Source organism: Flavobacterium piscisymbiosum (assembly GCF_020905295.1).
GTDB lineage: Bacteria > Bacteroidota > Bacteroidia > Flavobacteriales > Flavobacteriaceae > Flavobacterium > Flavobacterium piscisymbiosum.
This window is the reverse complement of sequence record NZ_JAJJMM010000001.1, coordinates 830,125-846,323: the sequence shown is the minus strand read 5'-3', so window position 1 is coordinate 846,323 and position 16,199 is coordinate 830,125. Positions and strand designations below refer to the sequence as shown.

The window sequence follows — 16,199 nt, the reverse complement described above, 5'->3', positions numbered from 1 at the left end:
CATGAAAAATAGTACACCCCTGGTTATTTTTGGCGAATCGATTTTGCCTGGAGAAAATAAAACAATAAATGTTGAAATTGCGAGGCTGCATACGACAACAAAGCTTAATATTCCGGTTATTGTACGCCGATCAAAAATTGAAGGTCCGGTAGTTTTATTCTCGGCCGGAATTCATGGCGACGAAATTAATGGTGTTGAAATCGTGCGCCAGATCATCAGCAAGAAAATTAATCGTCCTGCAAAAGGAACTATTATTTGTATCCCGATTATCAATATGTATGGTTTTGTAAATAAATCCCGTGAGTTTCCTGACGGACGTGATTTAAATCGCGTTTTTCCGGGAAGCAAAAAAGGTTCGCTGGCGAGTCGTTTTGCGTATCATATCGTTGCCGAAGTTTTACCGATTATTGATTATGCGGTCGATTTTCATGCCGGAGGTGCGAGTAGATTTAATGCTCCGCAAATTCGAGTGACCGAAAACAATCCTGAATTAAAAATTCTAGCGGATGTTTTTAATGCTCCGTTTACTTTATATTCTAAAAACATCAACGGTTCTTTTAGGAATACTTGCGAAAAGGCGAATATAAAAATGTTGCTTTTTGAAGGCGGAAAATCATTAGATATAAATAATGTAATTGCCAATGAAGGAGTAATGGGAGTGAAGCGTTTGTTGCATTATCTGAATATGCTTGATCCTAAACAAGTCGTTGAGTATGCAAAGGAAGAATCTATTTATATTAAAAATTCGGTTTGGCTGCGTGCTAAATGTTCCGGTTTGCTGCACGATTATAATTTGATTGGAAAATTTGTGACCAAAGGAACTATTCTGGCGATTATTACGGATCCGTTTGGTAAATTTGAACAGAAAGTAAAAGCGCCACATGACGGTTTTGTCATCAACGCCAATCATTCGCCCATAGTTTATGAGGGCGATGCGATTTATCATATGTCTAAAAATAGCCCCGATAATAATCCTGAAAATGCAGAAGAATAAAAAGGAATTACGCTTACACTATAAAAATCTCCGGGCAGCACTTTCTCTGGATGATCTTGAAGAAAAGAGTTTGGCTATAGCCAATAATCTAATCAAATTACCCATTTGGGATAAAACGTATTATCATGTATTTCTCCCGATCGAAGAACAAAAAGAAGTAAATACAGAATATATTTTGCATTTACTTTCCGGAAAAGATAAAGAAATTGTGGTGTCTAAAAGCGATTTTGACACTCGCGGAATGACGCATTTTTTATTAACGGATAATACCAAAATCAAAAAAAACGAATATAATATTCCGGAACCTGTAAATGGTTTGCCGGTTCCGTCAGCAACTATCGATGTGGTTTTTGTACCGCTTTTGGCTTTTGATCTTTCAGGAAATCGTGTTGGTTACGGAAAAGGTTTTTACGATAAATTCCTAGCCGAATGTAAACCGGAAACGATTAAAATTGGTCTTTCTTTTTTTGAAGCTGAAACTGAAATAGAAGATGTTTTTGAATCAGATGTAAAGTTGGATTATTGTGTTACGCCTGAGAAGGTTTATAGTTTTTAGTTTTTAAACCATATAAGTGATATAAGTAATTATAAAAACTGGATGTGATTTTTTACCGCAAAGATCGCAAAGAAATAAGGCTTAGTTTGTGATGATTTTAAGTTCGCAAAGTTTGTAATATGAGAGCTTTATCTATTATAATTTTAATCTTTTTTAATTTTTACATTTTATTCTGTACGTCTCTACAATATGAGGGGCGGATACTTCGTGTTATAAATAAAATATTTACTTAATCGAATCAGACTTCAATTTACTTATATCACTTATATGGTTTAAAGACTTAAATTGACATAAAAAATCCCAAATACCAATTGTTATTAAGTTGGGAATTTGGGATTTTTTATTTTAGATTTTAAAAGCGTTATTTCACTTCCCTAATAGTCGAGCCGTCAATCCAGCCTTCAGCTCCGTCTGTTAGTTCGATTTTTTTCCATTGTCCTACAGTTTCGATAACGTAGACTTTTGCTCCTTCGTGCAATAATATAATGGCAGCGCCTGCTTTTTGTGGTTCGCTGCGAACTTCGCTTAACTCTGCAAAAACAATTGCGGGACGATCATTTTCAAAATGATTTTTTTCAGACATTCCGGCAAAAACACTTAGTAATAAAGCAACAAGAAAGATAAACATTCCAATAAAAAAGAGTCTTTTCGAAAGCGTAAGCTGCGAGAAATAATACCCAATAAAACTCAATAAAAAGATAAACGCAATCCCTATGGAAATCTTTGCCCACATATTATAATCAAAAATTCCTGTAAAGCTTTGAATCAGTTTTGCAAAACCAACTTTAGGGATTTCCTTGATCTCGTCGATAGTTAATTTTTTAGCAAATTTTAAATTATTTAATGTTTCAGGATCGTTAGGTTTTAATACGAGAGCTTTCTCGTAATTATAAATCGAAGGCGCTACTTTGTTGAGTTTGTAATACGCATTCCCTAAGTTAAAATATAACTCTGCAGATTGTTGCTTGTCTTCTTTAATAATACTTTCATAAACATCAACAGCTTGCTGGTATTGTCCTTTTTGGTACAACGCATTTCCTTTCTCAAAGCTGCTTTGAGCAAAGAAAACCTGACTGATTAATAAAAAAAGATATACTATATTTTTCATTTTATTTTCTTTAAACCTTATGGATTTTAAAACCCATAAGGTTAGTTTTTTAAACTTCGTAATGCACTTTGCGGCCTTAAAATCAGCTCAATCTAAAACCTTTTCGTAGCGCACTTTGCGGTAAAAATTAATTTCGGGTTAAACAATTTGCTTTTCTAATTCTGAAATGATTAAAACAGCTTTGTCAAAATCCTGCTGGATCGAAGCGCTTGATGCCGGGGCATAACGGGCAAATTCACAGTTTTCTGTCAGATTAATGAAATTCTGCACCGATTCAGGATTTGCACTTCTCGACAATAATAGTTCCTGAATATTTGCCTTGCTCATTTCTGAGGTTTCAATATGCAATTTCGCTTTTAGGAAATTATGCATCGCTTTTTCTAACGCAATATAAAATGCCTCTTTATTGTTAAGTTGTTTTTTAGCCTGAGATAAATATTTCTTCGCTAATTTATTGTTCATTCTAATTCGGTTTCCTGTTACATCACCGTCAATTGCTTCTTTTCGTTTCTTAGCCAAAACAATAATTGGTAAGATAACGAAAGGCGCGAACAACAGAAGATAATACAAATTCGAACCGTAAAAATCGTTTTTAGCTATTGCAACTAATGTTGTTTTTGGTTTGATATATTTGAATTGTTCTGTTTTCGTAATTACATTTTTAGACGCGTTTGCAGTTGCATTTGCTTCTGCCTGCATTGGTCCGTCTAATACATCAACCATAATTTCTGGAGAAGTTATTGTTTTGTACGAACCGGTATTCAAATCAAAATAAGAAAACTGCATTGGTTTTATCGCATATTTCCCTTTGTATTGCGGTACAATAGAATACTTATCGGTAATTTTTCCTGACATTCCTGAAAGTGAAGTCGTTACCTGCTCATCATGAACCGGATCGTACATTTCTAATGCATTAGGAACAACAGGTTTTGGTAAAGTAAACAATTTCATGTTTCCGCTTCCTGAAGCGCTTACGATTAAATCCAGACTTTCTCCACTTTTAAGTGTTGTTTTAGACGGAGTAACAGTAAAATTAAATTTACCTACAGCACCACCAAATCCTTCTGGTTTTGTTGCTTCCGGAAGTGGTCGTACATTAATAGTTTTGGCTCCGGCCGAAACTACTTTATTATCATCTGTTAGAATCATCTGACCGTACATATCACGACGATTTGTAGGCAATTGTACGCCAATATCTAATGAAAGCGGTTCAATAGTTAATCTTCCTGATTTTTGAGGATATAAAATGGTCTTTTTCAGGATTACGAAATAGCATCTTTGTCCCTGAAAAGTTCCTTCTTCAATCGATAATTGTTTGATGTCTATATTCTGGTTCCAGAAATCATTATACTTAGGTTTAGCCAATTCTTTAAAACCGGTAACATTAATATTGTTAAAGTATAATTTATAAACCACTGTAATAGGTTCATTCAGGTACGGACTTGTTTTCGAGATTTCGGCTACAAGATTCAAAGTTTCATTAGGAATACCTTGTTGACCTTGTGGTCGGCTGTTGTCATAAGGGTCTCTTTCTTGTGCAACTGCATTTGTTACTACGATTTTTATAGGCTGTGTTTTGTAGATCTGGCCATTATATTCGATAGCAGCTTGTTTGATAGAAAATGTTCCTTTTTGATTTGGCTGTAAAATATAAGAATATATTTTCTGAAAAGAACTTCTACCGTTTACCCAAGACTGACTTACCTGCTGACTTGGTCCGCCTACAACTCTAAATCCGTCAAATGAAGGTTGGTCAAAGTTATCTCCATCAACATTCATAATGAAGTCAATACGGAATCTTTCGTTCAGTCCGAGCGTGTTTTTGCTTACTCTGGCTTCAAATTGAACTTGAGCCATAAGCCCTTGAAAAGTGAATAGTAATAGAATTAAATATCTTTTCATTAATTGTTTATCAGTGTTTTTATATTAACTGCTTAATCGCTAATTTATTTAATCGGGTTTACAATTAAACAAATTAACGATTAAACAGATCAACTAAGTTTTACCAGTCTTTTTCTGTTTTTCTAGGGGTTCCTTTTACTTTTTGAGCGTTTACTTTATCCTGAATTTTCTTTTCTTCGTTGTTTACGGCATCTAATAAATTCTGAACGCGGTCTTTAGAAATTCCTCCAGGCTGTGGTTTTGGTTCTCCTTTATTGTCAGACTTGTCATCTTTCTTAGGATCATCTTTACCATCTTTTTTATCCTTGTCCTTATCGCCTTTGTCGTCTTTCTTGTCTTTGTCCTTATCCTTGTCTTTATTTTTATCCTTGTCCTTGTCTTTATCTTTATCCTTGTCTTTGTCCTTATCCTTATTCTTGTCTTTATTTTTATCGTTTTTAGGAGGATTTTCTTTTAGCTTTTGTTTGGCTAAGGCATAATTGTAACGTGTTTCGTCATCGGTAGGATCGTTACGCAAAGCTTCTTTATACGCTTCAACGGCTTGCGTATAATCTTTCTCTTTCATGAAAACATTTCCTAAGTTATGGTAAGCTTTATGTTTTTCAGGTCTTGTTTTGGCGTTCTTTATGGCTTTCGCGTAGGCGAACTTAGCTTCAGAAACCTGATTTTGTTTGTAAATAGTATTTCCTAAGTTATAAGGAGCAGTAGCGCGTTTTGGAAATTTTGATTCTGAAATTCTGTAATTAGCTTCAGCGTCAATAAATTTATTCTGCTTATATTCTTCATTGGCATCAGGCAATGTCTTATCTTTCTCCTGAGCTGAAACTGCCAAAGAGAACGTGAGTAAAATATAAAGAAGTAAATTTTTCATTCTAATTTTTTATGTTTTTTAGTTTGCCACGAATTTCATCAATTATCACTAATTAATTCTTTGCGTTAGTTTTACGAATAAAGTTTAAATAGTTTTATTCGTGTAAATTCGAGTAATTAGTGGCTAACTTTATTATTTCTTTTCGTTAAATAAATTCAACTCTTTTATCCAATTTGTTTTTCTTTCTAAAAGGAAAATGTCAACAAACAATAATAAGAAGGCAAAGCCAATGAACCACTGAAATTGCGATTGAAAATCGGCCATTTGTGTTGCTTCAAATTCAGTTTTTTGTATGTTGTTTAAAGCATTTTTGATGTATTCTAAAACTTCTTTAGTGCTTCCGCCATATACATAACCGCCTTTTGTAGCTTTTGCAATGGTTTTTAATCCTTCCTGATTTAGTTTTGTAATAACAGTTTGTCCGTTTTGATCTTTTTGGTAGTTTTTGACTACGCCATTTTCTTTCAACGGAATTGTGCCTCCTTTTTCTGTTCCAACACCAATTGTTATGATCTTCATTCCCAATTTATTGGCCTCTTCTGCTGCCGCCGAAGCTCCTTCAGAATGGTCTTCTCCATCAGAAATCAAAATCAATAATTTACTGGTTTTGCTTTTTTCATCGAAATAAGTCGATGATAATCTAATCGCTTCATCAAGCGAAGTTCCTTGTGATGAAACCATATCAGGAGTCATACTTTGCAGGAACATTTTGGCAACACTATAATCTGAAGTGATAGGTAAAACCGGAAAAGCACTTCCTGCGTAGGCTACAATTCCAATTCTGTCACTTCCTAAATTATTGATGATTTGCGAAACCAATTGTTTACTTTTTTCTAAACGACTTGGTGCGACATCTTCGGCAAGCATACTTTTAGAAACGTCGACAGCAAAAACGATATCAATACCTTCGCGTTTTACGGTTTCCATTTTAGTTCCAATCTTCGGATTTACTAATCCGATAATTAAACAGGCAAGCGCCAAAAGTATTACTGATAATTTTAATACCGGTTTAAAAACAGATCTTTCCGGGCTTAGTCTTTTCACCATTTCGAGATCACCAAATTCGCGCTGTTTTTTTCTTTTCCAATACATATTGAAAAGGAAAACACACACCACAATTGGGAGTAATAATAAAAGGTATAAATATTTTTTTTCGTCTAATTCCATTTTTAGTTCTAGTTTTCAGTCGCAGTTTTCAGTCGCAGTTTCAGCTGTAAACTGTAAACTGTGACCGCGACTAAAATATTATATAAAGCTTCTGTAAACTGTATTTCTTAAACCAACTTCTAATAATAATAAAAAGGCAGCTAATAAAACAAATCCTCTGTATTTTTCGTCGTAATCATAGAATTTTAATTCCTGGATTTCAGTTGTTTCTAATTTATTAATCGCGTTGTATATTTCGGCTAATCGATCATTACTTGTTGCTCTAAAATAAGTTCCATCGGTTTTACGGGCAATATTTTTCATTAATTGTTCGTCGATTTCAACTTTTTGCATTTTATATAAAAAGCCTCCGTTTGGTGCATAAGCATAAGGAGATTCAGCCATTCCGTTGGTACCAATACCAATAGTGTATACTTTTATTCCGTATTGTTTTGCTATGTCTGATGCAGTTTCCGGCTCAATAAAACCGGCATTATTCACACCATCTGTCATTAAAATAATAACACGGCTTTTTGCTTTACTGTCTTTCAGGCGATTTACGGCAGTTGCCAATCCCATACCAATTCCGGTTCCATCTTGTAAAACTGTATCGTATTTAATGCTTTTAATAGCTTCAAGAATAATAGCTTTATCACTTGTAACAGGTGTTTTGGTATAAGCTTCAGAAGCGTATAAAACCAATCCAACTCTGTCATTAGGTCTTTCGCCAACAAAATCTGCGGCAACTCTTTTTAAAGCTTCCATACGGTTTGGCTTTAAATCCTTTGCAAGCATACTTCCTGAAACGTCAATCGCCAAAACAATATCAATTCCTTTTGTGGTTTTAGTCTGACTGCTAATGTCAACCGTTCTTGGTCTGGCCAAAGCTATAATTAAGGAGCTTAGTCCTAAAATTCTAAAAACGTATAAAGCAGGTTTTAATTTCGTTAATAACGATTCGCTGTTTTTAAAACCCTGAGTCGAACTCATTTTTAAAGTAGCCGATTGCTGGTTGCGTTTCCAGAAAAACCAAGCTATCGCAATTGGGATTAATAGAAACAACCAAAAAAATTCCGGATTTAAAAAAGTTATTTTATTCATTAGTTACTCGCTTTTCTAAGTTCAACAGAATTTAAAATTCGGGTTGCAATATCGTTTCCGTATGTGTCACCTTCTTCATGCAAAATCATAATTTGTTGTAATCCCTGATCTTGTTTGAATAATAAAATCTCGTAATATGCTTTTGTGCTCGTTTTATCAACCGGATTTAAAATCGACATTGTTCCGTATCCTTTTAATCCCTGAACACCTTCATTGGTCTGAAAATCTTCTTGTTTTACAATAATATTTTGTCCGCCCTGTGCTTCAATTATTTTCAAAGTACCTTCTAAAGTTTTTGCTAAATCAAGTTCTACAGGATTTTTGAATTTACTTGTCGAAACGGTAATATAAAAGTTGTCGATCATGCTTCCGTATGAAAACAGTTGCATTTCTTTAATCAACGCCATAGTTTCTTTCGGAAGTACTTTTTGAGTATCCATACGTTTTAAAACCTTTGGAGTTTCAATTAAAACACCAGGATTTCCGTATTCACTTTTTACCCATTGACCTTCTAATAATTCTTTGGTTGGATGCCCAATCAAATTATCTTTTACAAATTTGAAACCTTTGGTCACAATAAAGAATGCCGTAGTCGCTATTAATAAAAACAAAACAGTTCCTACTGCAATAGCAATACGTTTGTTGCGTTTTTTTAATAACTGCTGTTTAATTTGTTTTTGTCTTTGCGCTTCATTCAGTAATTGATCTTCTTCTTCGGCAGGAACTTCTGTTGGAATTGCATTGTCCAGCGTTAAAATTACTTTCTGAATTTTATTTCTGTCATCGGTAATTTCAAAATCAAGCGGTTTCGATTTAGCAAATTTTACTAAATCGGCCTGACGTAAAACACGTTCCAGATTCTCAACAGTTTCAGGAGTTAAGGTCATCTTCTTTTTAGTCGATGCCGTTCTGATCGCCTGAATCAATTCAGAAGTAGTACTTTCCATTGCCGGAATATGAATTGCTTCTTCGATGTAATTACGGGCAATATCTGTTAATTCACTATAGTATTCTTTAATTTCTCCTTTTTGAACCAGTTCTTTTTGTTCCAGGTTGTTTAATAAACTTGTCGCTTTTTCGATAGGAGTTTTATAAACTTCTTCTTCGATTTTTTTCTGTTGACGTTTTTTAACAAACCAATAAACAAAAGCTCCAATTCCAAGAATGATTATTAAACCTAAAACATATTTCCACCAATCACCAATTCCGTTATCAACAGCTGTAATGTCTTTGATGTCGTACATTTTTTGCTGTAAAGTATCCACTTTTACACTGGCAACTTCAACACGGATTGAATCTGTTAAGAAAGGTTTTTTATCAATTAAAATTTTAATACTCGGAATAGTATATTTCCCGGAATCAAATTGCGTTAAGCCATATTTTTTGATTAATTCGTAAGTGTCATTTTTCTTAACCGTGTCAATTGGATACGACTGAATTACTTCAAGTTGTCCAATGGTTTTTAGTTTAGGGAAAACAACTTTCGACTTTGAGCTCACAACCGTTTTAAGTGTTAGCTTAAATTCGGCCCCAATTTTATTTTTTGTAGTATCAATGCTTGTCTCTACTTGTTTTTGCTGGGCAAAAATAGATGAGGAAAGTAAAAATAAAAATATGTAAAACTTTAATTTCATTTGATTTTGTTTTCAGATTTTAGTCTAAAACGAATGTTTAAATATGGCACACGGATGACGCGAATGGCACAGATTTAAGCGGATTTTTTATTTATATAATGTTAAGCAGAAATCAATAATTTATAAATCTTTAGAAAAAATCTAAAATCTATCCCGATAGCTATCGGGACTGCACTCTAAAATAAACTTATCTTGACTTGAAATAGCCCAGTAATTTGGTAACATAGTTTTCATCAACTCTTGTGTTTACAACTCCAGCTCCGGATTTACTAAAAATATCTTTGAAATAATTAACTCTTTCCTGATAGTGTTTTTCGTAATTCATTCGCACTGTTTTTGAACCTGTATCTACCAATTGAATTGTTCCCGTTTCGGCATCAAGCATTGATACCATTCCTAAATTCGGAATTTTTTCTTCACGTATATCGTAAACCCTAACACCGGTAATATCGTGTTTTTTAGACGCAATCTTCAAAGTCTGCTCATAATTTTCAGACATAAAATCAGAAATCACGAAAACAATCGCTTTCTTCTTCTGAGTTCCTGATAAAAATTTTAAAGCAGCTCCAACATCTGTTTTTAGGCTTTTTGGTTCGAATTCGATCAGTTCACGAATGATTCTTAAAACGTGGGAACGACCTTTTTTTGGCGGAATATACAATTCTACATTATCAGAAAATAATATTAAACCAATTTTGTCATTATTTTGTGTAGCCGAAAAAGCCATCGTTGCCGCAATTTCGGTGACGATGTCTTTTTTGAATTGACTTTTAGAACCAAAACCCTCTGAACCTGAGATGTCAACCATTAAAACCATGGTCAATTCGCGTTCTTCTTCAAAAACTTTTACGTGGGCTTCGTTATAGCGTGCAGTTACATTCCAATCGATGTTACGAATGTCATCGCCATATTGGTATTGACGTACTTCACTAAAAGTCATCCCTCTTCCTTTAAATGAAGAGTGGTATTCTCCCGAAAAGATATGATTGCTCAGTCTTTTGGTTTTGATTTCTATTTTCCGTACTTTTTTTAAAAGCTCTTTTGTATCCATTTTTTTGGATTGTAGATTGTAGATTTTTGATTTTAGATTGGAGCTTAGACTGCTGATTTTAAATCTAAAATCAGCAATCTAAAATCTAAAATTTTTTAAGGTACTTCAATCTCGTTTACGATTTTGTTGATAATGTCTACAGAAGTAATGTTTTCGGCTTCAGCCTCATATGTTATCCCAACTCTGTGACGTAAAACATCATGTACAACTGCACGAACATCTTCTGGAATTACATAACCACGACGTTTGATAAAAGCGTAACATTTTGCTGCAACAGCTAAATTGATACTTCCACGTGGTGATGCTCCAAAACTAATAAGAGGTTTTAAGTCGGCCAATTTGTACTTCTCTGGATAACGAGTAGCAAATATGATATCTAAAATATATTTTTCGATTTTTTCATCCATGTAAACTTCACGAACCGCTTCTTGCGCGCGCAAAATTTGTTCTACAGAAACTACAGCATTTACTTTTTCGTAAGTTCCTTTTAAGTTTTGACGAATTACAAAACGCTCTTCGTCAATTTTTGGATAGTCAATTACAGTTTTTAGCATAAAACGATCGACTTGTGCTTCCGGAAGTTGGTATGTTCCTTCTTGCTCTACCGGGTTTTGTGTTGCCAATACTAAAAACGGACGATCTAGTTTAAAAGTTGTGTCGCCAATAGTAACTTGTTTTTCCTGCATCGCCTCCAAAAGTGCCGACTGAACCTTTGCCGGAGCACGGTTAATCTCATCGGCAAGGACGAAATTTGCGAAGATTGGCCCTTTTTTGATAGAAAACTCGTTTGCTTTGATGTTGTAAATCATCGTTCCAACGACATCGGCAGGTAATAAGTCAGGTGTAAACTGAATACGACTGAATGAACCTTGTACTGCTTGAGACAAAGTATTTATGGCTAAAGTTTTTGCTAATCCGGGAACACCTTCAAGCAAAATATGCCCTTGTCCCAAAAGTCCAATTAGTAAACGCTCGACCATATGTTTCTGGCCCACAATAACTTTGTTCATTTCCATTGTAAGAAGGTCTATAAAAGCACTTTCTCTTTCAATTTTTTCATTTATCGCTCTAATGTCTAAAGTCGTTGTATTTTCTTCCATATAAATATTTTTAAAACCTTGATTTCTATGCGTAGCTTTTGAGAGTGCAAATTGAATATTTTTTGAGAAGTAAGATGTTAAAGAATGGTTAAAACTTCGACCAACGACCTAATTTTAAGGACTAATTGTGAATCTATTTTTATATTTTTAAGAACTTTGGTGATTATGCTTCAGAAAAGCATATTTATTACCAAAAATAACGCAATGAAACCATGAGTAAAACAGCATTATCGCCCATAATTTCGGGCACTATGAATTGGGGAGTTTGGGATAAAAACCTTACAACTAAAGAAATGGAAAACCTGATACAACTTTGTATCGAAAACAAAATTACAACTTTTGATCACGCAGATATTTACGGATCGTATACCACAGAAGCTGATTTTGGAAAAGCATTTCACAACAGCAAAATCTCGAGAGAGAAATTACAATTAATTACCAAATGCGGAATTCAGATGATCGCCGAAAGCCGCCCAAACAAAATCAAACATTATGATTACTCCAAGGATTATATTGTTTGGTCAGTTGAAGAATCATTAAAAAAACTGAAAACAGATTATGTTGATGTTTTTTTATTGCACAGACCAAGTCCATTAATGCAAGCCGATGAAATTGCAGAAGCGGTTGAAAAATTGAAAGCAGAAGGGAAAATTATTGATTTTGGACTTTCAAATTTTACAAGTTCTCAAACCGAATTGATTCGTCAGAAAACCGAAGTAAGTTACAATCAGGTACAATTTTCGGCAACGAATTTTGAACCAATGGTTGACGGAAGCTTTGATTACATGCAAACACACGGAATCCGTCCGTTGTCATGGAATCCGCTTGGGACTGTTTTTAGAGAAGACACTAAAAAAACACGTCGTTTGAAAAAACTGCTTGCTGATTTAGTTCAGAAATACGGTTTTGGGTCAGACACACTTTTATTGGCCTGGATTTTAAAACATCCGTCAGCGGTTATTCCAATTGCAGGAACAGTAAATATTGCCAGAATTCAATCACTGATGAAAGCTGTTGAATTAGAAATGGACAAAGAAGACTGGTTTGCCATCTGGACAGAAAGCAGAGGGGAAGAAGTTGCTTAAACCTTTGATCATATAATGATACGATTAGAAAAATTCGATGCAGCGTTTTATCCGCAATTAATTGATAGTATAAAAGATGCTCGCGAGTTGATGCAATTTGCAGGACCGGAATTTACTTTTCCTTTAACCGAAAAACAGATAGAAAAATCACTTTCGGATAAAAACAGGATTGCTTTTAGGGTTGTAACTATTTCTAATGGTTCGACTATCGGGCATTGTGAAATTTGTTTTAAAGACAACTTTGCAAATCTGGGAAGGATTTTGATTATGGATCAAACCATTAGAGGAAAAGGAATTGGAAAACAAATAGTGACTTTGCTTCTGGAATTTATTCTTGAAAATAGTAAGCAGAGAAATGTTGAGCTAAATGTTTTTGATTTTAATGTTGGTGCCATCAAATGCTACGAAAAGATTGGTTTTGTCATTAATCCTGATAAAAAGTTTGTTAGAGAAATGGATGATGAAACCTGGACGGCTCTAAATATGAAGTTGGATTTAGACAATTGGATCAGAAAAGATTGAAAAATTTTTTTTTTGCCACAGATTGAAAGATTCTCACAGATTATACATCATTTTAATCTGTGGCAAAAAACTTTAAAAATAAAAATAGTAGAATGAAAAAAACAGTTTTAATTACTGGAGCCACAAGCGGAATTGGTAAAGCAACCGCTCAAATCATGGCAAAAAATAACTACAAAGTGGTGCTTTGCGGAAGACGTAAAGATCGTTTGGCCGAACTTGAAAAAGAACTTTCGGCTTTTACCGAAGTACATTCTTTGTCTTTTGATGTCAGAGATAAAAATGATGTTCTGGAAAGTATTGGTTCTTTGCCGGAAGCATTCTCAGATATTGATGTTTTGATCAATAATGCCGGAAATGCACATGGTTTAGACCCAATTCAAACCGGAGAATTAGACGATTGGGATGCCATGATCGATATTAATGTAAAAGGACTTTTGTATGTTTCGAAAGCAGTGATTCCGAAAATGACAGCCAAAAATTCCGGACATATTATTAATATTGGTTCAACAGCTGCCAAAGAAGTGTATCCAAATGGCAACGTATATTGTGGAACAAAACATGCTGTTGATGCCATTACTGCCGGAATGCGAATAGATTTGAATCCGTTTAGTATTAGAGTAGGAGCAATTCACCCGGGAATGGTAGCGACAGAATTTAGTAAAGTGCGTTTTAAAGGCGATGTCGAAAGAGCTTCGAATGTTTACAAAGGTTTCGATCCGTTGCAGGCAGAAGATATTGCACATATTATTCATTTTGTGGTTTCAAGACCCTATCATGTAAATATTGCCGATTTGGTGGTGATGAGTACCGCTCAGGCATCATCTACAATAGTCAAAAGGGACTAACTTAGACTTCTTAGATTTGAAGTTTATGTAATCCAATTAATCTAAGAAGTTAAAGATTAAAAAGTTCGATAGTCGAAGAAGTCTAAAATTCTAACAATCTAAGAAGTCTAAAAAAATGATCAACAAACGCCTTTTAATAAAAAATCTACTCGCCCATAATGACGAGAGCAGTTTTTATGATAAAAAAAGGCAATTGAATTTGCATTCTCGTGAAGGAAAAGGAAAATTCCTGAAGCATATTTGTGCTTTGTCGAATTCAAACCCAACCAATAATTCTTATATCGTGGTTGGTGTAGAAGATCAGGATAACGAAATTGTAGGCGATGACTTTTTTGATGATAGCCGAATTCAGAATCTTGTAAATGCCTTTCTGGAAAACCCTCCAAAAATTCAATATGAAAATGTACCATTTCCGAATCTTCCAAAAGATAAAGTAGTAGGATTGGTTACGATTAAACCCAAAAGTAAAACATCTTATTTCAAAAAAGGAATTCATACAACTCCGGCTAATAGTGTTTTTATTCGGCGCGGCAGTAATTCGGTTCCGGTTGAAGGGGAAATAGAAAAGAATTATCAAAATACCGAAACGGTAATCGGAATCGAAAATAGCTCCCGAAATAGTATACAATATACACTTGATGGTGTTTTTGATTTTATGAATTTCAGGCACAAAGACATGTCGCCTAAATACCATGTTTTTAAAGAATTGTTTGTGATTTGCTGGGCAGGAGTTCCGCATAAAACTCGCGATAAAACTTTCTTATCCCGCGTTGATATCGAATTGATCAACGAACAAATCAAACTTTTTTATTCGGCGCAGGATGTGGTTACGATTGTTTTTGATGACGATAGTTTTACCATAACCGAATATGTTCCGTTGGGCTTAAATGACAAAACGAGTTATTATCCTCTGGAAAAACAAACGATTCATTTTTTTGATAACGGTTATTATAAAATCGACCGCGAAATGCTTTTTCAACCTCCGGAATTCAATAGAAAAATGCTGTATCATATTTATAATGCGAATATGGCATTGCTTCAAAAACTGCAAAAAGGAATTGCTTTGTCAGATCGTGAAGTAAAAGATCTCGAAAATCTTCCGTCGACTTTTATGATTTGTTATCTGAATGGTTTTGATGATGCGAAACAAAAACTTATTGATGCCAAATTGCTATTGAAACCATTCGGAAATATTTATTTATCGTTTAAAGAAGCTTTAAGGATTTTAAGGAAGATGAAATACGATTTTCAGGAAGGGAGTAAGTAAGGTTCTAAGTTGCTAAGGGACTGAGATACTAAGATTTAAAAAAATGACAAAGATTTTCTGTAGAGAAGCACTGCAGTGCGTCTAACCTGAGACTTTATAGTTTTTTGAATAGCCTCCAGCTTTAGCTGTAAATTTATTAGGCGTAATTTTCAATAAACACGTCTTCAATCTTTTTTAGGTTATCATTCTCCTCAAATTGTAGATGATTCATTTCGTTATTATAGAATTTCTCTATAAAAAGTTTAATGATGTACATGACTTCTGTTCTGTTGTCGCTGTTGGTCAAAAGTTCTTTAACCAAATAATTACTTAGTTTTAATTTTTGATTTTTATACTGGTTTGACATTAAATCAGAATCCGAATCTTTATGTAGGATAATCATTTTGTCAACTTTATCTATTTCTTCTATCAAGTCTAAAATATGATATAACTTGTTATCTTTCATTTGTTGTAAATTAAAATTTTATTTCCAAAAAGCCTTTTGATAACCTATTTCCTCTAATTCTTCTTGTTTTTGTAAATCGATCCAGCCAATATGCTTTATCACTTATATATCTAAAATTATTAATATGATTTTCAGGATAAACTTCAATAATATAAGCGTCAACACCATAAATAATTTCAGAATTCGGATATTTAAAATTATCTAAATTTGATCCTAATTGAGAAACAATATTGTAATCTAAAAAAGTAATTAAATCAATATCTCCCGGATTATTCTTTTTCGTTACATAAGATCCGTTAATCCATTGATGTAGCTGGTCTAAATTACATACTTTTTTGAAATCCTCGTTATATTTAACATAAGCTTCAAAAATTTCCTTTCTTTTTATAGAAGGAATTTTTATAACGAACTCGTTTTCTAATTCTTGAACTGTTGAAGTTATTTTGTTATCCGGAACTAATAGCCCTGAATGTTTAAAGGTTAACATATACGAAAAAATTAAAATAAAGACCAAATATACTAAAAGTAAGAAAAGGTTTATTTTTTAATTTGACATTTTTAAGAGTCGCATT

General features: G+C 33.8%; 16 protein-coding genes. 6 read left to right on the top strand and 10 right to left on the bottom strand.

All coding sequences use genetic code 11. The annotated features are described in order from the left end of the window. Position 1: 1 nt before the first annotated feature. Positions 2 to 994: a succinylglutamate desuccinylase/aspartoacylase family protein gene (locus LNP81_RS03985; protein WP_230033621.1), complete on the top strand. Its 993-nt coding sequence runs from the start codon at positions 2 to 4 to the stop codon at positions 992 to 994. Continuing rightward, the gene (locus tag LNP81_RS03980; protein ID WP_230033620.1) at positions 981 to 1,550 is read left to right on the top strand and encodes a 5-formyltetrahydrofolate cyclo-ligase; all 570 of its coding nucleotides are present in this window, start codon (positions 981 to 983) and stop codon (positions 1,548 to 1,550) included. Before LNP81_RS03985 ends, LNP81_RS03980 begins: the two co-directional genes overlap by 14 nt. Before the next feature lie 361 nt (positions 1,551 to 1,911). On the opposite strand, the gene LNP81_RS03975 is transcribed toward LNP81_RS03980, so the two are convergent. The 8 genes from LNP81_RS03975 to LNP81_RS03940 all read right to left on the bottom strand — a co-directional run bounded on the left by LNP81_RS03975 (position 1,912) and on the right by LNP81_RS03940 (position 11,463). Next, positions 1,912 to 2,658 carry a tetratricopeptide repeat protein gene (locus LNP81_RS03975; protein ID WP_230033619.1) on the bottom strand — a complete coding sequence of 249 codons (747 nt, stop codon included), beginning with the start codon at positions 2,656 to 2,658 and terminating at the stop codon, positions 1,912 to 1,914. Between the two features lie 138 nt (positions 2,659 to 2,796). Continuing rightward, positions 2,797 to 4,560 (bottom strand): BatD family protein, encoded by a 1,764-nt coding sequence (locus LNP81_RS03970; RefSeq protein WP_230033618.1) that lies wholly within the window; start codon positions 4,558 to 4,560, stop codon positions 2,797 to 2,799. A 100-nt stretch (positions 4,561 to 4,660) separates the two neighbouring features. Continuing rightward, complete coding sequence (locus LNP81_RS03965; RefSeq protein ID WP_230033617.1) at positions 4,661 to 5,431, bottom strand: tetratricopeptide repeat protein; 771 nt, start codon at positions 5,429 to 5,431, stop codon at positions 4,661 to 4,663. Between the two features lie 132 nt (positions 5,432 to 5,563). Then, positions 5,564 to 6,598, bottom strand: coding sequence for a vWA domain-containing protein (locus LNP81_RS03960; protein WP_230033616.1), 1,035 nt, complete (start codon positions 6,596 to 6,598; stop codon positions 5,564 to 5,566). 78 nt (positions 6,599 to 6,676) lie between these two features. Further along, on the bottom strand, positions 6,677 to 7,678 hold the full coding sequence (locus LNP81_RS03955; RefSeq protein ID WP_065448716.1) for a vWA domain-containing protein: 1,002 nt from the start codon (positions 7,676 to 7,678) through the stop codon (positions 6,677 to 6,679). Then, complete coding sequence (locus LNP81_RS03950) at positions 7,678 to 9,312, bottom strand: hypothetical protein (protein WP_230033614.1); 1,635 nt, start codon at positions 9,310 to 9,312, stop codon at positions 7,678 to 7,680. Before LNP81_RS03950 ends, LNP81_RS03955 begins: the two co-directional genes overlap by 1 nt. A 187-nt stretch (positions 9,313 to 9,499) precedes the next feature. Continuing rightward, complete coding sequence (locus LNP81_RS03945) at positions 9,500 to 10,363, bottom strand: DUF58 domain-containing protein (RefSeq protein ID WP_230033612.1); 864 nt, start codon at positions 10,361 to 10,363, stop codon at positions 9,500 to 9,502. Positions 10,364 to 10,458: 95 nt separating this feature from the next. Next, positions 10,459 to 11,463 (bottom strand): AAA family ATPase, encoded by a 1,005-nt coding sequence (locus LNP81_RS03940; protein WP_059116622.1) that lies wholly within the window; start codon positions 11,461 to 11,463, stop codon positions 10,459 to 10,461. Positions 11,464 to 11,675: 212 nt separating this feature from the next. Between LNP81_RS03940 and LNP81_RS03935 the strand changes: the two genes are divergently transcribed. From LNP81_RS03935 to LNP81_RS03920, 4 genes are all read left to right on the top strand, one after another. Next, complete coding sequence (locus LNP81_RS03935) at positions 11,676 to 12,548, top strand: aldo/keto reductase (protein WP_230033610.1); 873 nt, start codon at positions 11,676 to 11,678, stop codon at positions 12,546 to 12,548. Positions 12,549 to 12,563: 15 nt separating this feature from the next. After that, the gene (locus LNP81_RS03930; RefSeq protein WP_230033609.1) at positions 12,564 to 13,070 is read left to right on the top strand and encodes a GNAT family N-acetyltransferase; all 507 of its coding nucleotides are present in this window, start codon (positions 12,564 to 12,566) and stop codon (positions 13,068 to 13,070) included. Between the two features lie 92 nt (positions 13,071 to 13,162). After that, on the top strand, positions 13,163 to 13,915 hold the full coding sequence (locus LNP81_RS03925) for an SDR family NAD(P)-dependent oxidoreductase (RefSeq protein ID WP_230033607.1): 753 nt from the start codon (positions 13,163 to 13,165) through the stop codon (positions 13,913 to 13,915). A gap of 115 nt (positions 13,916 to 14,030) precedes the next feature. After that, complete coding sequence (locus LNP81_RS03920) at positions 14,031 to 15,182, top strand: ATP-binding protein (protein ID WP_230033605.1); 1,152 nt, start codon at positions 14,031 to 14,033, stop codon at positions 15,180 to 15,182. 136 nt (positions 15,183 to 15,318) lie between these two features. On the opposite strand, the gene LNP81_RS03915 is transcribed toward LNP81_RS03920, so the two are convergent. Further along, a complete protein-coding gene (locus LNP81_RS03915) occupies positions 15,319 to 15,627 on the bottom strand; it encodes a hypothetical protein (protein ID WP_230033604.1) in 309 nt (102 codons plus the stop codon). A 10-nt stretch (positions 15,628 to 15,637) separates the two neighbouring features. Then, a complete protein-coding gene (locus tag LNP81_RS03910) occupies positions 15,638 to 16,114 on the bottom strand; it encodes a DUF6932 family protein (RefSeq protein WP_230033603.1) in 477 nt (158 codons plus the stop codon). Positions 16,115 to 16,199 lie beyond the last annotated feature (85 nt).